Genomic DNA, 20,041 nt, shown 5'->3' on the forward strand with positions numbered 1-20,041 from the left:
CCGTGGCTCGCAGCCGCTCGGATCCTCCGCACCAGGTCGATGGGGAAGTCGCACCTGACGTATCGGAGGAACCGTGAACGGAACGACGACAGGAGTGCTCTACGTGCACTCCTCACCCCGCGCGCTCTGCCCGCACGTCGAATGGGCAGCAGGTCGCGCGATGGATCGCGCCGTGAACTTCTCGTGGCTCGACCAGCCGGCGCAGGACGGTGCGCGCCGGACCGAGTTCACGTGGACCGGTGCGGTGGGTGCCGGTGCCGCGATCGCCTCCGCGCTGCGCGGCTGGGAACACCTGCGCTACGAGGTCACCGAGGAGCCGACGACGGCGTCCGACGGTGGCCGTTGGATGCACACACCCGACCTCGGGGTGTTCTACGCGCAGACCGACGTCACGGGCAACATGGTCATCCCCGAGGACCGGGTCCGCTACGCCATGGAGGTCGCCGGCAGCAACGCGCTCGAACTCCACCGTGAACTCCGGCTGGCGCTCGGGCAGGCGTGGGACGACGAGCTCGAGCCCTTCCGGCACGCGGCCGAGGGCAATCCCGTCGTCTGGCTGCACCGCGTCGGCTGACCCGGGTGTGCCAGATGCCGGCGTGTTGAGTGCGCCAGACGCCGGTGTGTTGGGTGTGTCAGACGCCGGCGTGTTGGGTGTGTCAGACGCCGGCGTGTTGCCCTGACGCCGCCGAAGACTCGAGACGCCGCCGAATACGGCGGCGTCTCGTCGTTCCCGAGGCGTCTCAGCGACACGACGGCGTCTCAGCGACACGACGGCGTCTCAACGACACGACGGCGTCTCAACGACACGACGGCGTCTCAACGACACGACGGCGTGTGCCGGGGACTTGGAGCCGGGGCGGGAACGACGGAAGCCCGCCCCGACGACGCGGGACGGGCCTCCAGGCCGAACAGGACGGACGCGATCAGACGCTGCGGAACGCGACCACGGCGTTGTGCCCACCGAAGCCGAACGAGTTGCTCACCGCAAGCAGGTCGCCGTCGGGCAGCGCTCGCGGCTCGCGCGCGACATCCATGACGATCTCCGGGTCCTGGTCGTTGAGGTTGATCGTCGGCGGGGCGACACGGTTGTGCAGCGCGAGGACCGTGAACGCGGCCTCGATCGCACCGGCACCACCGAGCAGGTGCCCCGTCGACGCCTTGGTCGCCGACACGACGATGTCGTCGAGGTGGTCACCGAAGACGCGACGCATGGCGTGGTACTCGGCGACGTCGCCCACCGGGGTCGAGGTGGCGTGCGCGTTGACGTGCACGACGTCCTCACGGCTGGCACCAGCGTGATCCAGGGCCTGCAGGACCGCACGAGCCGCAGCGCTGCCCTCGGGGTCCGGCGCCGTGATGTGGAAGGCGTCCGAGGTGATGCCGGCACCGGCGACCTCGGCGTAGATGGTCGCGCCGCGGGCCTCGGCGTGCTCCTTCGACTCGAGGATGAGCGCCGCGGCACCGTCGCCGAGCACGAAGCCGTCACGCGTGACGTCGTACGGGCGGGACGCGGTCTCGGGGGAGTCGTTGCGGCGGGACAGGGCCTGCATCGCCGCGAAGGCGGCCAGGGGCAGCGGGTGCAGGGCAGCCTCGGCGCCACCGGTGATGACGATGTCGGCATCGCCGTCCGCGACGTGGCGGTACGCCTCGGCCAGGGACTCGGTCGACGAGGCGCAGGCCGACAGGTAGGTGCGGGCGCCGCCACGGGCGCCGAACTCCATCTCGATGGCGGCGGCCGGGCCGTTCGCCATGAGCATCGGGACCGTCATCGGCAGGACGCGACGCGGACCCTTCTCACGCAGGGTGTCCCAGGCGTCGAGCAGCGTGTTGACGCCGCCGATGCCCGTCGCCCAGTCGACGATGAGCCGCTCTGGGACGACGGACTCGGCGTCGATGCCGGCGTCGGCCCAGGCCTCACGCGCTGCGACGAGCGACAGCTGCGACGAGGGGTCCAGGCGCTTCGACTCGGGACGGGTGAGCTGGTCGGTGAGGAACCGGCGCGCCTGGCCGGCGAACTCCACGGGGAGCTCGAGCTCGGCGTACCGCGGGTCCTCGATGCGGGTGATGCCGGACTTGCCGGCGAGCAGCGCGTCCCACGTTTCCGGGGCAGTCGCGGCGAGGGGTGAGATCGCACCGATCCCGGTGACGACGACGGTCTTCTTGGTCATGGAACGACGGTTCTTTCGTTGGGGAACAAGATGAGCGCCGCGGCCGACGGGGACCGCTGGCCGCGGCGCTCAGGAAGCTCGTGTCAGGCCTGGGCCTTGACGATGTAGTCGACCGCGTTGCCCACGGTCTTGAGGTTCTTGACCTCTTCGTCCGGGATCTTCACGTCGAACTTCTCCTCGGCGTTGACCACGATGGTCATCATCGAGATGGAGTCGATGTCGAGGTCGTCCGTGAAGGACTTGTCGGCGGCGACGGTGTCGGTGGCGATACCGGTCTCGTCGTTGATCAGCTCGGCCAGGCCGGCGAGGACTTCTTCGTTGGACAGGGCCATGAGTTTCTCCTTGAGGGGGTGTCGTTTGACCGTGGACCAGCCTAGGGCACGCAGCGTGCTCGCGCCCGGAGGCTGGTCGGGGTGGTCGCTGGTCGCGCGGGTGCGCGGCCGGGTGGGTTCAGGTTCGCCGGTTGGGCGGGATCAGGATCGCCGGTTGGGCGGGTTCAGGGGAGCACGACGACCTGGGCGCCGAACACGAGTCCGGCACCGAAGCCGATCTGCAGGGCGAGCCCGCCGGACAGCTCGGGGTGTTCCTCGAGCAGGCGGTGGGTGGCGAGCGGGATGCTCGCGGCGGAGGTGTTGCCGGTGGTGGTGATGTCGCGGGCGATCGTCACGGACTCCGGCAGGCCGAGCTGCTTCGCGAACTCGTCGATGATCCGGATGTTCGCCTGGTGCGGGACGAACGCCGCGAGGTCCTCCGGTCGGACACCGGCGGTCTCGAGGGCTTCACGGGCGACCTTGACCATCTCCCACACGGCCCAGCGGAACACCGTCTGACCCGCCTGGCGCATGGTCGGGCGGGGCGCGCCGGCCTCCCACTCGTTGTAGGTCGCCGTCATGCCGATGGCGTCCCACTTTGAGCCGTCCGAACCCCAGATGGTGGGGGCGATGCCGGGGAAGTCGCTCGGGCCGACGACGGCCGCGCCGGCACCGTCACCGAGCAGGAACGAGATCGAGCGGTCGGTCGGGTCGACGACGTCGCTGAGCTTCTCGGCGCCGACGACCAGCACGTGGTCGGCCAGCCCGGACTTGATGAACGAGTCGGCCTGGGCGATGCCGTAGGCGTACCCGGCACAGGCGGCGCTGATGTCGTACGCCGCTGCGGGCGTCGCACCGATCCGCTCGGCGAGCAGCGAGGCCATCGAGGGCGTGGCGACGGTGTGCGTGACGGTGCTCACCAGGACGACACCGATCTGGTCGGGGGACAGGCCGGCCTTCTCGATCGCCTCGCGCGCGGCGGTCTCGGCGAGGTCGACCGCCTCGACGTCCTTGCCGGCACGCTTCCGGGTGATGATCCCGGTGCGCTGGCGGATCCACTCGTCGGACGAGTCGATCGGACCGACGAGGTCGTCGTTCGGCACGACGTTCTCGCCGCGGGCGGCGCCGAAGGCCAGGATGCGGGTGAACTCGTGGCCGCGGCGCTGGGAGAGTGCGGGGCGTTCGGTCATGCGGATGCGTCTGCTTCCTGGCCCGCGCGCTGCAGCAGGTCGATCGCTGCGGGCAGGTCCTCGGGGGTCTTGATGGCGACGGACGGCGTCCCGCGCAGCCCGCGCTTGGCGAGCCCGACGAGGGCGCCGGCCGGTGCGAGCTCGATGATGCCGGTGACCCCGGCGGCGGCGAAGGACTCCATCACCGCGTCCCAGTGCACGGGGCTCGCGATCTGCTGGACCATGAGGTCGACGAACCGTCGGCCGTCCTCGATGCGGGAGCCGTCGGCGTTCGTCCAGATCGGCAGGGACGGGTCGTGCACGGTGGCGGCTGCGGCGACGGGGGCGACGCGCTCGACGGCGGGTGCCATGTACCGGGTGTGGAACGCACCGGCGACGGCCAGCGGGATGACCCGGGCCTTGGCAGGAGGATCGGCGGCGAGTGCCGTGATCGCTGCCGTGGTGCCGGCGACGACGGTCTGGCCGCCACCGTTGTGGTTCGCGGGAACGAGCCCGTGCTCCTGCAGTGCCGCGGCGACCGCGTCGGCGTCACCACCGAGCACGGCGGCCATCGAGGTCGCCTCGAGGGCGGCGGCGTCCGCCATCGCCCGGCCACGCTCGGCGACCAGCGACACGGCGTCGGTCGGCTCCAGGATCCCGGCGACCGCGGCGGCGGTGAACTCGCCGACCGAGTGGCCGGCGACCCCACCGACGAGCGCACGGCGGCCGTCGGCCAGCAGCGCGTCGGCGGTCACGAGTCCGGCGGCGACGATGAGCGGCTGTGCGAGCGCGGTGTCCTTGATGGTGTCGGCGTCCGACGTGGTGCCGTGCGCCGCGAGGTCCACCCCGATCGACTCGGACCACTGTCCGACGCGTTCACGAACTGCGGCGTCCTCGAGCCAGGGGGCGAGGAAGCCGGGGGTCTGGGAGCCCTGTCCGGGCGCGACGACGACGATCACCGGACAATCCTGTCGCTCATGCACCGTGGGGCCCGTGTGGGCTTCCCACACGAAACCCCGTGTGACATTGTCGGATCCCTACCGGCGCGGAACGATGCGGCGACGACCGGTGGCCGATTCGGACATCGCGCCGAGGATCAGGGCGGACTGCACGATCAGGGCGTCCCGGGCGTGGGTGGCGTCCCACCCAATGATGTCGGCGACCCGACGCAGGCGGTACCGCACGGTGTTGGGGTGCACGAAGAGCTCGCGTGCCGTGGCCTCGAGCGACCGCCCGGTGTCCAGGTAGCACCACAGCGTCTGCAGGAGCTCGGTGGACTGGTCCTTGAGGGGCACGTAGATGCGCTGCACGAGCGCGGACCGGGCGAGCGGATCGCCGGCCAGGGCACGTTCGGGCAGCAGGTCGTCGGCAAGCGCCGGCCGCGGGACCCCGCGCCAGGCCCGTGCGACGGCGAACCCGGCGAGGGCCGCCTTCGCGCTGGTGGACGCGTCGACGACCCCGGGGACCTCGTTGCCGAGCACCAGGTGGCCCTCCCCGAACAACGGTTCGAGGGCCTGCGCGATGGCGGTGAACGACACCGGGTCTTCGCCTTCGGGGACGTCGTCCCGTGGGGTCGAGCGGCCGATCACCACGACGAGCCGCGACCCCTGGACCCCGACGAGCACGTCGGCGTCCATGTGCCGTGCGGTGCGACGGACCTGGTCGACCTCGAGCTGCTTCGGTGCGGTGCCGACGAGCACCGCGACCTCACCGTGTCCGTGCCACCCGAGGGCAGCGATGCGGGACGGAAGCTCGTCGTCGTACTCGCCCGACAGGATCGAGTCGACCACGAGCGCTTCGAGGCGGGCGTCCCACAGGCCGCGGGCCTCGGCCGCGCGGGCGTAGACGTCGGCTGCGGCGAAGGCGATGTCGCGCGAGTACTTGAGGATCGCCTCTTGCAGCATCTCGTCGTCGGCGGCGCGCTCTTCGACCACGGTGACGACCACGCGGATGAGCTGCAGCGTCTGCTGCAGGCTCACCGAGCGCAGGAGCTCACGAGGGGCCGAACCGAAGACGTCGGCCGCGGCGATCCACGGCGTCGACGCGGTGCCCTCGAGCCAGCTGATGAATGAGGTGATGCCCGCCTGGGCGACCAGGCCCACGGCGGAGCGGCGCCCCGGCGGCATCTCGCTGTACCAGGGGAGGGTGTCCTCGAGCCGCTTGATGGTGGCGGTGGAGAGTTCCCCGGACACCTGACGGAGCCAGGAGAGCGCCCGCTCGCGCGCGCTCTCCTGGCTCTGGGCCTTCGACGGGCCCTCGGTGTCCGGTCGGACCGGCGTCACTGGGTGATCAGCTCTCGCCGCCCGCGCTGCCGGTGGTGCCGGCGGTCACGTCGTGCAGGCGGTACTTGTCGATCGCCTGCTGGACGAGTGCACCGTCGACCTTGCCCTGGCGGGCGAGCTGCTGCAGCGTCCGCACGACGACCGAGGGGCCGTCGATGTGGAAGAAGCGGCGAGCAGCCGGACGGGTGTCCGAGAAACCGAAGCCGTCGGCGCCGAGCGTGGCGTAGTCGGTCGGCACGAACGGACGGATCTGCTCCTGCACCTGGTGCATGAAGTCGCTCACGGCGACGACCGGGCCCTCAGTCGCCAGCAGGCGCTCGGTGACGTACGGCGTGCGCGGCGACTCGTTCGGGTTGAGGAACGCGTGCTGCTCCGCGTCGAGACCGTCGCGGTACAGCTCACCCCAGCTCGTGACGCTCCAGACGTCGGCGGAGACGCCCCAGTCCTGGGCCAGCAGCTGCTGCGCCTCGAGGATCCACGGCACGGCCACACCGGATGCGAGCAGCTGGGCCTTCGGGCCGTCGTGCTCGCTCGGCTTGAGCAGGTACATGCCCTTGACGATCCCGTCGACGTCGATGCCCTCGGGCTCGGCCGGCTGGACGATCGGCTCGTTGTAGACCGTCAGGTAGTACATGACGTTCGGGTCGCTGTGCTTCGGCGAGCCGTCCTCGTTCGTGCCGTACATCCGGTCGAGGCCGGCCTGCACGATGTGCCCGATCTCGTACCCGTACGCGGGGTCGTAGGACACCACGGCCGGGTTCGTCGTCGCGAGGAGCAGCGAGTGGCCGTCGGCGTGCTGCAAGCCCTCGCCCGTCAGCGTCGTGCGCCCGGCGGTGGCACCGATCATGAAGCCACGGGTCATCTGGTCGCCAGCGGCCCAGATCGCGTCACCGGTGCGCTGGAACCCGAACATCGAGTAGAAGACGTAGACCGGGATGAGCGGTTCGCCCTGCGTCGAGTACGAGGTGCCGACCGCGGTGAACGCCGCCATGGCCCCGGCCTCGTTGATGCCGACGTGGATGATCTGACCCTGCGGGCTCTCCTTGTAGGCCAGGAGCAGCTCGCGGTCGACCGACGTGTAGTGCTGGCCGTTCGGGTTGTAGATCTTCGCCGTCGGGAAGTACGCGTCCATGCCGAACGTGCGGGCTTCGTCCGGGATGATCGGCACCACGCGGTTGCCGAAGTCGGGGGAGCGGAGCAGGTCCTTCAGCAGCCGGGCGAAGGCCATGGTGGTGGCGATCTCCTGCTTGCCGGAGCCCTTCTTGACGACCTGGTACTTCGCGTCCTCGGGCAGGGTGATCGAGGTGTACTTGGTCCGGCGCTCCGGCACGTAACCGCCGAGCGCCTGACGACGCTCGTGCATGTACTGGATCGCCTCGTCGTCGTTGCCCGGGTGGTAGTACGGCGGCGTGTAGGGGTTCTCCTCCAGCTGCGCGTCGGAGATCGGGATGCGCATCTCGTCGCGGAACTGCTTGAGGTTGTCGAGCGTGAGCTTCTTCATCTGGTGGGTCGCGTTGCGGCCCTCGAAGCTCGGGCCCAGGCCGTAGCCCTTGACCGTCTTCGCCAGGATGACGGTCGGCTGCCCCTTGTGCTCGGTCGCGGCCTTGAAGGCGGCGTAGACCTTGCGGTAGTCGTGGCCACCGCGCTTGAGGTTCCAGACCTGGTCGTCGCTGTAGCCCTCGATGAGCTCGAGCGCCTTCGGGTCGCGCCCGAAGAAGTTCTCGCGGACGTAGGCACCGTTCTCGGCCTTGTACGTCTGGTAGTCGCCGTCCGGCGTCTGGTTCATCAGGTTGAGCAGCGCGCCCTCGGTGTCGCGGGCGAGCAGGTCGTCCCACTCACGCCCCCAGACGACCTTGATGACGTTCCAGCCCGCACCGCGGAAGAACGCCTCGAGCTCCTGGATGATCTTGCCGTTGCCGCGCACCGGACCGTCGAGCCGCTGCAGGTTGCAGTTGATGACGAAGTTCAGGTTGTCGAGGCCGTCGTTCGCCGCGACCTGGAGCTGTCCGCGCGATTCGACCTCGTCCATCTCGCCGTCGCCGAGGAACGCCCAGACCTGCTGGTCGGAGGCGTCCTTGATGCCGCGGTTGGTCAGGTACTTGGCCTGCTGCGCCTGGTAGATCGCGTTGATCGGGCCGATGCCCATCGACACGGTCGGGAACTGCCAGAAGTGCGGCATGAGGCGCGGGTGCGGGTACGACGACAGGCCGCCACCGGCGTGGGACTTCTCCTGACGGAACCCGTCGAGCTGGTCCTCGCCGAGACGCCCTTCCATGTAGGCGCGGGCGTACATGCCGGGGGAGGCGTGGCCCTGGAAGAACACCTGGTCGCCGCCGGACGCGTGGTCCTGCGCGCGGAAGAAGTGGTTGTAGCCGACCTCGTACAGCGCGGCACTCGACGCGTACGTCGAGATGTGGCCGCCGACGCTGATGCCGGGACGCTGCGCGCGGTGCACCGTGATGGCCGCGTTCCAGCGGATCCACCGGCGGTACCGGCGCTCCAGTTCCTCGTCGCCGGGGAACTCCGGTTCGTTCTCCGGCGCGATGGTGTTCACGTAGTCCGTCGTCGGGACCATCGGCACACCGAGGTGCAGTTCCTTGGACCGCTTGAGCAGGCTCAGCATGATCTCGCGACCGCGCTGGTGTCCGTGGGTCTGGACCAATCCGTCGAGGGACTCACGCCATTCGGCGGTCTCCTGCGGGTCCTGGTCGTTCGCCCCGGTGCTGTACGGGTCCTGGTCGTTCACCGTCACCCTTGACCTCGTTCGTTCTCGTGGTGGTGGACATGGTGGCTCCGGTGGTCGGGTCGCGACCGGATGGGGCCCCGTCCACTCTAGGCCCCAGCACCGACGCTGATGCTGATGGTGACGTGCACGTGGACGGGTGCTTGCATTCGGGTGTCGTCGGCGTAGCATGGCCGATCGTGCACACGCGACCCGCGGCGCACGGACCCGACGGGCACACCCCACGCCCGAGGAAGAAGCACACGTCCCGATGGCTCTCGAGATCGGCTCACTCGCGCCGGACTTCGAGCTCCCGAACCAGTTCGGTGAGCACGTCCGACTCAGCGACTTCCGCGGCAACCGCCCGGTCGCACTCGTCTTCTTCCCCCTGGCGTTCTCGTCGAACTGCACGAACGAGCTCTGCGCCCTGCAGGACAACGTCGCGATGTTCCAGGACCAGCGCGTCGAGTTGATCGGCATCTCCGTCGACTCCAAGGCGACGCTCCGCTCGTTCGCCGAGCTCAACGGCTACGACTTCGAGCTCCTCGCCGACTTCTGGCCGCACGGCGCGGTCTCGAAGGAGTACGGCGTCTTCCTCGAGCACAAGGGGTTCGCCACCCGCGCGACCTTCGTCATCGACGTGCAGGGCCGCATCAAGGCCTCGATCATCACCGAGCCCGGCCTGCAGCGTGACGTCGCGGAGTACAAGGCCGCGCTCGACCGACTCGCCGCCTGCACCGCACCCGTCCCCGTCGGCTAGCGTTCCGAATCCCTCCTGCGACGCATCCGCGTCGACAGCGGACGGGAGGCCCGGTGCACGCCATCGACACGGACGCACGTGACCCCGTGGTCACCGCCGAGGCCTACGCTCCGTACCCGGTGTCGCCCACGCCCGCCACGTGGCACCTCCGGCGAACCGAGATCGTGACGCCCGCCGGACCCGTCGTGGTGCACCACCGGCCGGGTCCGGATGCGCTCCTGCTGCTGCACGGCGTCGCTGGCTCGTGGTCGACCTGGTCCCCGTTGCTGACCACGGCGGCGGGCATCGACGGTCGTGGGCTCGTGCTCGTCGACCTGCCGGGGTGGGGATCGTCGCCGGCACCGCGCGGCGCGTTCGACCTCGACGACGTCGCCGTGTCGCTGACCACGGTGCTGGACGCGCTCGGGATCGCCTGGGTGGACGTCGTCGGGCACTCGATGGGCGCCTTCGTCGGGATGCACCTGGCGGTGGTCGCCGCCGAGCGCGTGCGGTCCGTCGCCCTGGTGTCCGGCACCACCGTCGCGACCGCGGACGCCGCACGGCACCCGCTCCGGGGGCTCCGGACGCTGCCGTCGTTCACGCTGCTGCGTGCGGGCCTGACGCTCACGCGCGAGGCCGCGCGGCCGATGCTCAGCGCACTGTCGCGCGTCGGGCTGCTGCCGCTGCTCGCCGCGCCGGTGTTCACGCACGTGCGACGACTCGACCGCAGTGTCCTCGACGCCTTCGTCCAGGAGCTCCGGCCGACCCGGTTCACCGACGCGGCACGGACCGCCGCGGGTTACGACCTCGACCGTTGGCGGGGGATCACCTGCCCGGTGACGGCGATCGCCGGGCGCGACGACGTGTTCGCGCGCGTGTCGGACCTCGAGGCGTTGCGGGAGCTCGTGCCGCAGGTCCGCACGGTGCTGCTCGACGACTGCGGGCACTTCGCCCACGTCGAGCACCCGGACGCCGTCGCGCGCGAGCTCGGGCTCGCCTGACCGCCGCGCGCTGTCGTTGCGCGCGGTCCTTGCGCGGGCACGGTGCGACACAGCGGTTGTCGTACGACGTCGACCCTGTCGTCCCCGCGCGGCCGCAACAGTTGCAGCCGCGCGGCAGCGACTTGCCCGATGTCGTACGACGTCGACGGTGTCGTTCGGAGTCGGGACGCGCGGGTCAGGCGGGCACGGGGAACGTCGCGGCGACCCGCGAGCGGACCTCGGCACGGACGGCGCGGCGCATCACGGGGGAGAACAACGAATGGTCGCCGTCCTCGACCCGCACGATCGACACCGAGCCGCGTCGACCGACCCCGCCGTAGCGGCGCAGGGCCTTCTGCCCGCCGAGCCGGTCGAACAGCGCGGCGTCGTCGGGGGCCGCGATGACGACGACGTCGGTGCCGTGCTCCACGAGCGGCCGGACGTGCTCGACGACACCGCCGACGCGGTCGCGACGGGCGACCCACTCACGGACGACCTTCGGCACGACGGCGTTGTACCGCTGGCGGACCCAGAGCCGGGCCGCCGAGGGGGCGTCGACCGCGCGGACGGCATCCTCGTAGCTCCCCGGCGCGGCTGGCTGCCGGCGGTAGTCGTTCGGGCTGATCTCGACGACGAGCCGCGGTGCCTCGTCGGCCGAGCGGCCGGCGAGCCAGGCGCCCGCACACATGCCGACGAGGACCAGGCGGTCCGACGGGGTGCCGAGGGCGGTCACGACGGCGGACTGGTCCTCGACCCACTCCTGGGCGAACAGGAAGCTCCGTTCGTCCTCGCGCACGACCGTGCTCTCGCCGGTGGCACGGCGGTCGACGCGGACCACCCGGGCTCCGTCGCGGGCGAGCGCCCGGGCGAGGTCGACCTGGTAGTCGGTGGCGCCGACGCGGTGTTCGGCTGCGCCGTTGTGCAGGACCACCAGGGGCGCATCGTGGTGCTGCGCGGACGACACGGTCTCGACGGCGAACAGTTCCTCCGGCCCGAGCCGGACGATGCGCTCGGACACCCGGCCGTCGACGTCCAGGACCTCGTCGAGCTCAGGCGGCACGACGAGCGCTGCGGCGGACGGCGCCCAGGCGTCGAGCCAGGCGACGGCGGTGTCCACGGCGGCACCGGGGATCCGGGCGTGGATGCTGGTGCCGTCGAGGAGCTCGGCGCTGCCGGTCACCTCGGTGGACTCGACGTCGCCGAGGGCCTTCGGCGCACGGGTGTCGGGTCGGACGAGCGTCACGGTGGGACCCGTGCGCGGCGCGAACGCGAGGGCGGCGAGGGCGGTCGCTTCGTCCGGCTCGACCTCGATGCCGATCAGGCTCTCGAGTCCGTCCACCACCCGTTCGCCGCCGATGGTGATCGTCGCGAGGGCTCGCTGCCGGCGGAGCCACCCGCGTCCGGAGGCCGGGGCGTCCCAGACGAGCAGCGCGTCGGTGTCCTCGGCAGCCGCGGCGGCGACGAGCGACGCCGAGGCGAGCCCGACGAACGCGACGTGCCGGATCCCCGTCGTGCGGAGCACGGCGGCCGCGTGGCGCGCGGACCGGACCTGCGCGTCGGGGTCGGTGTCGGGTGCGCCGTCACCACGTCCGGACGGGTCGTAGCGCACCGAGGCGATGCCACGGGCCTCCAGGCGGTCGGCCAGCAGCCGGAGCGTGCGGTACGCGATCACGCCCTCCTGCCCCAGCGGCGGGCAGATGACGACACCGGCCCGCGCCGCGGGCGGCAGCTGCACGGCAGCGCGGATCGCCGGCGAACCCGACCATCCGTGCAGCGTCGTCACAGGCCGAGGGCTGCGCGGACCGACGCCGGCCAGGCGTCGACGTCCGTGCCGTGGGCGGCGAACAGGGCGATGGTGATGCGCTCGAGACCGAAGGCGATGCAGGCGCTGTGCGCGACCTCGCCGTCGGCGGTGCGGAGGCCGAACGACGTGCCGAAGTGGTCCTCGTGCAGGTTCGCCGAGCTGATCGCGGTCGTCGGGTGGTCGTCGCCGTAGACCGGCGTGACGAACTCGAACTTGAGCGCCTGCTCGACCTGGTTGCGGGCGAGCATCTGCCCGACCCGACCGAAGAACGGGTCGTTGGCGGGGACGACGTCGATCTCGAGTCCGAACGACTCGAGCAGTGAGCGCATCACCGGGATCCGGCCGTCGCGGTGCTGCTGCGCCGATGCCGGCGTGCCGATGTGCACGAACTCGTGCATGTGGAAGGCCTGCAGGCGCATCGGGTCGAGGGACGGCTCACGGCGGAACGAGTCGCCGACGATGTCGAAGAACCGGCCCTCCTGCGGGATCGTGTCGCCGACGAGTCCGTAGACCGGGTGGCAGACCGCGGGGGTGAGCATGAGGTCCGCCGGCTCGAGGAAGCCCTCCCACCGCTCACCACGCTCGCGGGCGGCGAGCAGGGCGCGGTGGGCGCGGTCGTCGCCGGTGAACCCGGAGATCGACGCGGCGAGGTCGGGGAACGACGCGATGTAGTCGGTGCGTTCGAAGGCGGCGAGCGGCTCGACCGGCGGGAAGCGCAGCACCTCGGCGTCGAGGTCCTGCTGGCTCCGGACGGCCGCGGCGTCGACGGCCGTGTACACGCGCTCGAACACGCCGGTGCGGCCGTACAGCCCGGGGGAGCCGAGGTCGATGAGCACGCGGTCGGCGAGCAGGCGGGCACGGAGTGCGGCGCGGGCGGCGTCGAGGTCCGGCGCGGTGGCGGTGCTGGTGGTGGTCGTGCTGGTGGTGGGGTCCGTGATGGTCACAGGATCACTCCCGTCATGAGGGCCAGGTCGGCGTCGTTCTTGAGGAGACGGTCGTTGCTCACCATGACGGCGGCACCGTGGGCGTCTCGGAGGTGCCGGGCGATGCTCATCGGACCGGAGGCCGCGTAGCCCGCGATCCCGACGATGCGCATCGCCTTCGTGACGATGTCGGTCACGCGCTCGGACGCGCCGATCTTCAGGGCGTTGGCTGCGAGGGCGTACGCGCTCGAGGCGAGTACCTCGGGGTCGTCGGCCGCGGCGTCGAACCGCTCGGCGGCGTGCCGGACGGAGTCGGCGAGGGCCTGCAGGTCGACGAGCAGCTCGGCGAGCCGGAGCGCACCGGGCGGGGTCGTGCCGATCGCCGCGCGCGCCTGCTTGCGGACCGCGGTCCGGGCACGTTCGCTCGACGACGCGGCGATGCCGAGCCACACCGAGGCCCACAGCACGTGCGAGACCGGCAGGACCGTCTGCGCCGAGATGGCTGCGTAGTCGTCACGGAACACCCGGTCGACGGTGGTCTCGGTGTCGAGGATCCAGCCGTTGCTGCAGGTGCCGCGCAGGCCCATCGTGTCCCAGGTGGACGTCTGCGACAGGACCATCGAGTCGGTCCGGCAGATGAGCAGGCGCTGGTCGGAGGCCGGGGCGTCCGGGTCGCGTCGTGCGGTGACGAACACGGCGTCCGCCTCGGTGGCGTACGAGATCACCGGCGCGTCCTTGCGCAGGCGGATCCGGCCGTCGTCGGTGGCCTCGATGGAGCAGGTCGAGCGTCGGGCGTCGCCGCCGACACCGCGTTCCGTGGTCGCCGAGGCGACGAGCGCGCCGTCGCGGACCGCGGCGATGGTCTCGAGCACGCCGGCACCGTTGCCGCCGTGTCGCCACAGCGCCATGACCTGGCCCTGGTGCATCGCGAACACCATGCCGGTCGCGGCGCAGGCCCGACCGAGTTCGGTGGCGATCACGGACAGCTCGGACACCGTGGCGCCCTCGCCGCCGTGCTCCGCGGGGACGGCGGCGGCGAGCAGTCCGTACTCGCGCATCGCGGCGATGGCCTCGCGCGGCGGACGGGCGTCGCGGTCGACCTCGTCGGCGAACTGGGCGGCGACCGCGGCGACGGCGGCGGCACGTTCGGCGAACCGGTCGACGACCGACGTCGCGGGCAGGGTCAGCGTCACGACGCGAGCTCCGCGGCGAGCTCTGCAGCGGCGACGATCGACTCGACGGTGGCGAAGGTGGACCGGTTCAGGACCGAGTCGGGGAACTCGACGTCGAGTTCGGACTCGACGGCGAGCATGACGTTCACCGTGGCGTGCGACGACAGCCCGAGCGCGTACAGGTCGGCGATCGACGCGACCGCCTGCGCGTCGACGGTCAGGCGGCCGTGGTCGGCAAGGGCGCGGCGGACGGCCCGCTCGGTCGCCGGGTCGGCGAGCGTCGAGGTCGTGCTGGCGTGCTGGTGGTCCTGGTCCATGTCGGCAACCATAAGGAAGACCGGGGCTCGGGAAACCGCCGTGCGGGTGCGTGAAACCGCACGGCATCCGATGCCCCTGTGCGGTGGTACAGGGTGGCGCGGGGCGTCCGACTCGGAACGACGAACTCGACGTCGCACGACGTCGAGTTCGTCGTTCCGAGTCGGTGCTGCGCCAGGTCAGCGCTCGGTCAGCGCGACCGCCGTCGCGACCGCGAGCCCCCGCTCGTGCGCGAGGGACACCGCGATCGGACCACACCCGATCGTCTCGGCCAGTGCGGCAGCGGTTCCGGTCAGCTCGACCGTCGGCGCCCCGTGGTCGTCGAGCACGATGGCCACGTCGCGCAGCGGGATCGCCTGGTCCGGTGCGGGCCGGAGGAGCTTGACGACGGCCTCCTTGCCGGCGAACCGGGCCGCCAGGCGCTCCGGGTCGTCGCCGCAGTCCGTGCGTTCACGGACCGTGAACAGCCGCTCCAGGTACCGCTCGCCGTGCGCGGAGATGCCCGCCACGACGTCCTCGACCGCGGCGAGGTCGGTGCCGGTCCGGATCGTGGCCATGGCAGCAGGGTACGCAGCTCGCGTCGTCCCTGCATGCCCGCGGCGGCATGGGCGTCGGAGGGGGTTCGTATGATCGGTGCCAGAGACCACCGAGGGGGAACCGATGGCATCACCGTGGATCGGCATCATCGAGGACGCGCGACACTACCCGTCGCCGCACAACTCGCAACCGATCGTCGTGCGGGTCGAGGACGACCGCACCGCGACCGTGTACTACGACCTGCGGCGGGGGTTGCCGGCCGAGTCGTTCGGCATCCCGTTCGGACACGTCTGCGCCGGGGTGTTCCTGGCCGGGCTCGACGTCGTCGCCCGGGCGCACGGCTTCACCGTTCAGGAGCGGCTCGACCACGCCGAGATGGACTTCGGCTGGCTGGACGGCGCGGCCGACGACCACCTGCACCGCCTGGGTGACGTGACGTTGCGTCCGCACACGGTCACCGCGGACGACCGGGAGGCCCTGGCTCGCTTCCTCGCCCGGCGCACCTCGCGCAGGCCTTACGACGCCACCCTGGTGGACGACTCCGCGATCCAGGCCGCGTCCGCCATCGCGTCGGCCGCCGGGCAGCGCTTCCGCACGACCGCTGACCGGGCGACGGTCGACGAGATCGTGCGCGTCAACCAGGAGACGCTGTTCGACGACCTGCAGCACGACGCCGTGCACGACGAGATCCTGCACTGGCTGCGGTTCTCGAAGCGGCAGGCGGCGACGACCGGCGACGGACTGTCGGCCGAGACGATGCTCATGCCCGGACCGGTGCTCCGGTTCGCGATGGAGCACCGCGGGCTCTGGGAAGCACCCGGCGTCGGCGGGGTCTTCAAGCGCGTGTACCTGTCGACGATGCGCGGGGTCCGGCAGCTCGGCTGGCTCGAGGGCCCGTTCCGGACCCCGGCCGAGTACGTCGAGGCCGGCCGCGTCTTCATGCGGATCTGGCTCGAGTTCACGGCACGGGGGATCGCCATGCACCCGTTCGGCACCGTGATCACGAACCCGCGGTCGCACGCGGCGTTCGTCGAACGGGCCGGTGTCGACGAGTCCGACGGACGGATGGCGTGGATGCTGTTCCGCTTCGGGCACAGTGCGCCACCGCCGTTGGCCCACCGCAGACCGGCGGCCGCGATGACGGTCGGGGGTGCACGGTGAAGCGCGCGGCGGTGTTCTCGGTCGTGTGGGTGGTGGAGACCTTCGTGGCGCTGTTCATGCCACGGGTCGGCACCCACAAGCTCCTGCTCACGCCGGGCATCGAGCCGCTCCGCTGGACCCTCGGACGCTGGCGTGCCTGGCGGACCGTGGAGCGGGCTGCGAAGCGGGTGCCCGCGTACGGGGCGTTCCTGGCGGAGGCGGGGCGGGCCTCCCGACCGTTCCGTCTCGACACGCGTGGCGGGATCGCCGCGGCGATCTCGGCGCTGCCCGAGATGGACAAGGAGTCGTACGTCAAGCGGTGGAGCATCCCCGAGCGCTGCGTCGACGGACGGCTGCCGCGTCGCGGTGTCGTCGTCGACGAGTCGAGCGGGTCCAGCGGCACACCGACCAGCTGGGTGCGCGGTCCCGACGAACGCCAGGCCACGCGGCAGCTGTTGCAGCTCGGGTTCTCGCGCACCGCGAAGGACCTGCCGAAGCAGCCGTTCGTGCTCAACGCGTTCTCGCTCGGCGCGTGGGCCACGGGCATGAACGTGACGGCGTCGCTCACCGAGTCGTCGATGATCAAGTCGATCGGACCGGACCGCGACAAGATCGTGCAGACGATGCGCGAGTTCGGCACGGACTTCACCTACATCATCTGCAGCTACCCGCCGTTCCTGAAGGCGCTGTTCGAGGACGACCGGCTCGACTGGAGCGAGTACACGATCGTCGCGGCGTTCGGCGGCGAGGGCATCAGCGAGAACATGCGCGCGCACATCGAGCAGTACGCGCAGGCCGTGCTCGGGTCGTACGGGGCGAGTGACCTCGAGATCAACCTCGGCATCGAGACGCCGTTCAGCGTGCAGTTGCGCCGGGCGATCGCGGCCTCGCCCGAGCTGTCTGCCGCGCTGACGAAGCAGGCCGAGTACGGCGTGCTGCCGATGGTGTTCCAGTTCAACCCGTTCGGGTACCTGATCGAGACGAACGAGCTCGGCGAACTCGTCGTCACCATCACCCGGTCCGAGAACATCAGCCCACGGATCCGGTACAACATCCACGACCGTGGGCACGTGGTGCGGATGAAGGACCTGCGGCGGACGCTGCGCGCGCACGGCTTCGACGAGCTCGCAGACTCCGCCGAGCTCGACCTGCCGCTGCTGTTCCACTACGGCCGGTCCGACCTGTCCGTCGACTACAACGGTGCCGTCGTCGCACCGGACGTCGTGCGCGACGTCGTGTACGGCGACCCCGAGCTGCTCGAGGCCGTCGAGAACCACCGGCTCATCAGCTACGAGGACGACCGGGGCGACCGCCAGCTGCACATCGCGTTCCAGCTCGCCACCGGAGCCGGCGACTTCGACTCGGACGCCGCTCGCCCGGCCGTCATCGCCGAGCTGCGGCGGTTGAACAAGGACTTCTCGAACGCGATCCGGACCGCTCCGCCCGGCACCCTGCCGACGGTGGCGTTCTACCCGTACCGGACGGGTCCGTTCCGCGAGGACGGCAAGAAGCTCAAGAACGAGTACGTCTGGCAGTTGCCGGCGGGCGCCGCCGAGCAGTGGGAGCTCGACCTGGCGTGGGTCGCGCCGAAGGAGGCGTGAGCGTTTGCACCGATCGAGCTAGCCGTACTGCGGAGGCCAGTCGAAGGCGGCCGGCAGGTGCGGGACCTCGCCGATCGTCGTGACGATGAGGACGACCTCGCGCCGGTTCGTCAGCTCGATGGACCGGGGGTTGCCGATCGTCCGGCGCCCGTCCACCCACACCGTGAGCTCGCCGCGCAGACCGCCGACGTGTTCCGGACCGAGCGAGACGCCCCACTCGTCGAAGAACTGGCCGAGCGTGAACGTCTGCTCCGTGGGGGACTCGACGTGCACGATGCCCGAGGTGTCGTGCGTGTGGATCTCGGCGGCGAACTCGCCCCGGTCCGAGTGCCCGATGTTCGCCGGGACGGTCACCGGGGTGTCGCCGTCGAGGATCGTCAGATGGGTGTGGACGTGCTCGGCGAGCCGCTCGCCCCACACGTTCCGGAGGCCCGCCGCATCGGCACGGGCGGACAGGTCGGTCGGCCGTGGCCAAGGCGGGGCGTCGCGCGACGTCCCCGCCCCCGGCGCGGCACAGCCCGACAGCAGCAGGAGTGCGGCCACTGCGACCGCGACAACCCGGGTCCTCACCAGCGGTCGTGGACCGTGGCACGGAACCACGTGTCGTAGAGGTCGTGCACCGTGGCGTCCAGGCCGTCGATCGCGGGGAGCTCACCGGCCGCGGCGTTCGACCGGGCCTGCTCCGGGTTGCGGGCACCGGGGATCGCCGCGGTCACGCCGTCCTGCGCGATGACCCAGGCGAGCGCGGCCTGCGGCACCGAGACCGCGTCGGGCAGCGACGCCGCGAAGGTCTGCGCCGCGCGCACACCGTCGTCGTAGTCCACACCGCTGAACGTCTCACCCTGGTCGAACGCCTCGCCGTGGCGGTTGTAGTTGCGGTGGTCGCCCTCGGCGAACGACGTCTCCGTCGTGTACTTGCCGGACAGCAATCCCGATGCCAACGGGACGCGCGCGAGGATGCCGACCCCTGCCTCCAGGGCGGCCGGCAGCACGCGGTCGAGCGGCTTGAGGCGGAACGCGTTGAGGATGATCTGGACGCTCGCGACGCCGGGCCGGGCGATCGCGGCGAGTGCCTGGTCGGCGGTCTCGACGCTGACGCCGTAGGCGGCGACGGACCCGTCGGCGACCAGCGCGTCGAGGGCGTCGTACACGGCGCTGTCGCCGATCACCTCGGATGGTGGGCAGTGCAGCTGCACCAGGTCGAGCGTGTCCTGCCGCAGGTTCGTGCGGGACCGGTCGACCCACTCGCGGAAGTTCGCCGCGACGTAGTTCGACGGGACCTGGTCGGCTCGGCGGCCCATCTTCGTCGTGACCGTGAGCGGGACGTCGGGGTTCGACACCCGCCAGGACCCGATGAGCTGCTCGCTGCGACCGTCGCCGTACACGTCGGCGGTGTCGAACAACGTGACGCCGGACTCGACCGAGGCGTCCATCACGGCGTTCGCGTCCGCTTCGCTCACCGGACCCCAGTCACCGCCGAACTGCCACGTGCCGAGACCGATGGGGGAGACTTCGCGGCCGGTGCGACCGAGGGTGCGACTCTGCATGTGGCCGAGCGTAGTCAGGCGGCGCGGGCTGTTGTTCAGCCGACGGCGCGGGCTGTTGTTCAGCCGATGGTGGAGACGCCGCGGCGCAGCAGCGCACGGGCCGCTCGGGCCCGGGGGATGACCCACACGGCCGCCCACAGGACCATGCCGGCCCAGAGCAGTATGAGCATCGTCGTGATGAGGGCGTCGTGCTGGTCGCGCATCGACCACGTCATCGCGATCCAGAGCGTGCCGAGGACGACCTTGCCCCACCCCGCACCCTCGCGGTCGGCCTGTGCCTGCACCAACGGGATCCAGAGCTCGGCGGGCACCCCGATCGGGATCTGACCCTCGGCGACCCAGTCACGGACGAGGACCGAGTTCTCGTACCCGCCCTCGGCACGCCAGGCTCGGAGCTGCAGGTACACGGCGATCGCGGCACCTGCCGCGGCGGCGGGGATGCCGACGGAGACGAGGACGGTGGTGGTCGCCTCGGTCCACGACGACAGCACGAGCATGACGAGCACGACCGCGAACGCGGCGCCCGTCACACCGGAGCCGAGGAGCCGCAGCCGCCCGGACTCGTCGAGGACACCGACACCGACACCGTTCACGAGGGAGAGGGTACGCGCGGTTGCCGAGGTTCCGTGGT

Annotated in this window: 19 protein-coding genes; 5 read left to right on the forward strand and 14 right to left on the reverse strand. The window is 71.2% G+C overall.

Features of this window, described 5'->3' with window-relative positions:
* Window positions 1-73: 73 nt before the first annotated feature.
* Window positions 74-574, forward strand: a complete 501-nt coding sequence (locus ITJ59_RS04160) for a DUF3145 domain-containing protein (RefSeq protein ID WP_323749394.1) — start codon at window positions 74-76, stop codon at window positions 572-574.
* A 349-nt stretch (window positions 575-923) separates the two neighbouring features.
* Here ITJ59_RS04160 and ITJ59_RS04165 read toward each other — a convergent pair whose 3' ends face one another.
* The 6 genes from ITJ59_RS04165 to aceE all read right to left on the reverse strand — a co-directional run bounded on the left by ITJ59_RS04165 (window position 924) and on the right by aceE (window position 8,682).
* Entirely contained in the window at window positions 924-2,168 is a 1,245-nt protein-coding gene (locus ITJ59_RS04165) for a beta-ketoacyl-[acyl-carrier-protein] synthase family protein (protein ID WP_123292578.1), read from the reverse strand.
* 83 nt (window positions 2,169-2,251) lie between these two features.
* Window positions 2,252-2,500: an acyl carrier protein gene (locus ITJ59_RS04170; RefSeq protein WP_017886710.1), complete on the reverse strand. Its 249-nt coding sequence runs from the start codon at window positions 2,498-2,500 to the stop codon at window positions 2,252-2,254.
* Window positions 2,501-2,664: 164 nt separating this feature from the next.
* Window positions 2,665-3,669 carry a beta-ketoacyl-ACP synthase III gene (locus ITJ59_RS04175; RefSeq protein ID WP_111085698.1) on the reverse strand — a complete coding sequence of 335 codons (1,005 nt, stop codon included), beginning with the start codon at window positions 3,667-3,669 and terminating at the stop codon, window positions 2,665-2,667.
* Entirely contained in the window at window positions 3,666-4,607 is a 942-nt protein-coding gene (locus tag ITJ59_RS04180) for an ACP S-malonyltransferase (protein ID WP_194649885.1), read from the reverse strand. Before ITJ59_RS04180 ends, ITJ59_RS04175 begins: the two co-directional genes overlap by 4 nt.
* A gap of 78 nt (window positions 4,608-4,685) precedes the next feature.
* Window positions 4,686-5,930 carry a PucR family transcriptional regulator gene (locus ITJ59_RS04185; RefSeq protein WP_194649886.1) on the reverse strand — a complete coding sequence of 415 codons (1,245 nt, stop codon included), beginning with the start codon at window positions 5,928-5,930 and terminating at the stop codon, window positions 4,686-4,688.
* Window positions 5,931-5,937: 7 nt separating this feature from the next.
* Entirely contained in the window at window positions 5,938-8,682 is a 2,745-nt protein-coding gene (gene aceE / locus ITJ59_RS04190) for a pyruvate dehydrogenase (acetyl-transferring), homodimeric type (RefSeq protein WP_194649887.1), read from the reverse strand.
* Window positions 8,683-8,923: 241 nt separating this feature from the next.
* Here aceE and ITJ59_RS04195 point away from each other — a divergent pair, with 241 nt between their 5' ends.
* The gene (locus ITJ59_RS04195; protein ID WP_111085695.1) at window positions 8,924-9,412 is read left to right on the forward strand and encodes a peroxiredoxin; all 489 of its coding nucleotides are present in this window, start codon (window positions 8,924-8,926) and stop codon (window positions 9,410-9,412) included.
* A 53-nt stretch (window positions 9,413-9,465) separates the two neighbouring features.
* A complete protein-coding gene (locus ITJ59_RS04200; RefSeq protein ID WP_194649888.1) occupies window positions 9,466-10,392 on the forward strand; it encodes an alpha/beta fold hydrolase in 927 nt (308 codons plus the stop codon).
* A 175-nt stretch (window positions 10,393-10,567) separates the two neighbouring features.
* Here the strand turns inward: ITJ59_RS04200 and ITJ59_RS04205 are convergent, their stop codons facing one another.
* The 5 genes from ITJ59_RS04205 to ITJ59_RS04225 form a co-directional block, all read right to left on the reverse strand.
* The gene (locus tag ITJ59_RS04205; protein WP_194649889.1) at window positions 10,568-12,154 is read right to left on the reverse strand and encodes an alpha/beta hydrolase; all 1,587 of its coding nucleotides are present in this window, start codon (window positions 12,152-12,154) and stop codon (window positions 10,568-10,570) included.
* Window positions 12,151-13,119, reverse strand: a complete 969-nt coding sequence (locus ITJ59_RS04210; RefSeq protein ID WP_323749395.1) for an amino acid--[acyl-carrier-protein] ligase — start codon at window positions 13,117-13,119, stop codon at window positions 12,151-12,153. The genes ITJ59_RS04205 and ITJ59_RS04210 overlap by 4 nt, the downstream gene beginning before the upstream one ends.
* A complete protein-coding gene (locus ITJ59_RS04215; RefSeq protein WP_323749396.1) occupies window positions 13,116-14,291 on the reverse strand; it encodes an acyl-CoA dehydrogenase family protein in 1,176 nt (391 codons plus the stop codon). The genes ITJ59_RS04210 and ITJ59_RS04215 overlap by 4 nt, the downstream gene beginning before the upstream one ends.
* A complete protein-coding gene (locus tag ITJ59_RS04220; RefSeq protein WP_194649890.1) occupies window positions 14,288-14,587 on the reverse strand; it encodes an acyl carrier protein in 300 nt (99 codons plus the stop codon). Before ITJ59_RS04220 ends, ITJ59_RS04215 begins: the two co-directional genes overlap by 4 nt.
* Before the next feature lie 177 nt (window positions 14,588-14,764).
* Entirely contained in the window at window positions 14,765-15,142 is a 378-nt protein-coding gene (locus ITJ59_RS04225) for a holo-ACP synthase (RefSeq protein WP_194649891.1), read from the reverse strand.
* A gap of 103 nt (window positions 15,143-15,245) precedes the next feature.
* On the opposite strand from ITJ59_RS04225, the gene ITJ59_RS04230 reads away from it, so the two are divergent.
* Both ITJ59_RS04230 and ITJ59_RS04235 read left to right on the forward strand, forming a co-directional pair.
* Window positions 15,246-16,283, forward strand: a complete 1,038-nt coding sequence (locus ITJ59_RS04230) for a hypothetical protein (RefSeq protein ID WP_194649892.1) — start codon at window positions 15,246-15,248, stop codon at window positions 16,281-16,283.
* Window positions 16,280-17,863 (forward strand): CoF synthetase, encoded by a 1,584-nt coding sequence (locus ITJ59_RS04235; RefSeq protein WP_323749397.1) that lies wholly within the window; start codon window positions 16,280-16,282, stop codon window positions 17,861-17,863. Before ITJ59_RS04230 ends, ITJ59_RS04235 begins: the two co-directional genes overlap by 4 nt.
* Window positions 17,864-17,881: 18 nt before the next feature.
* Here the strand turns inward: ITJ59_RS04235 and ITJ59_RS04240 are convergent, their stop codons facing one another.
* Genes ITJ59_RS04240 through ITJ59_RS04250 form a run of 3 tightly spaced genes read right to left on the reverse strand, consistent with a single transcriptional unit; the run spans window position 17,882 to window position 20,003 of the window.
* On the reverse strand, window positions 17,882-18,406 hold the full coding sequence (locus ITJ59_RS04240; protein WP_194649893.1) for a hypothetical protein: 525 nt from the start codon (window positions 18,404-18,406) through the stop codon (window positions 17,882-17,884).
* A gap of 23 nt (window positions 18,407-18,429) precedes the next feature.
* The gene (locus tag ITJ59_RS04245; RefSeq protein WP_194649894.1) at window positions 18,430-19,410 is read right to left on the reverse strand and encodes an aldo/keto reductase; all 981 of its coding nucleotides are present in this window, start codon (window positions 19,408-19,410) and stop codon (window positions 18,430-18,432) included.
* Between the two features lie 59 nt (window positions 19,411-19,469).
* Entirely contained in the window at window positions 19,470-20,003 is a 534-nt protein-coding gene (locus ITJ59_RS04250; protein WP_194649895.1) for a hypothetical protein, read from the reverse strand.
* Window positions 20,004-20,041: the final 38 nt, after the last annotated feature.

Source organism: Curtobacterium sp. VKM Ac-1393 (genome assembly GCF_015350995.1).
GTDB lineage: Bacteria > Actinomycetota > Actinomycetes > Actinomycetales > Microbacteriaceae > Curtobacterium.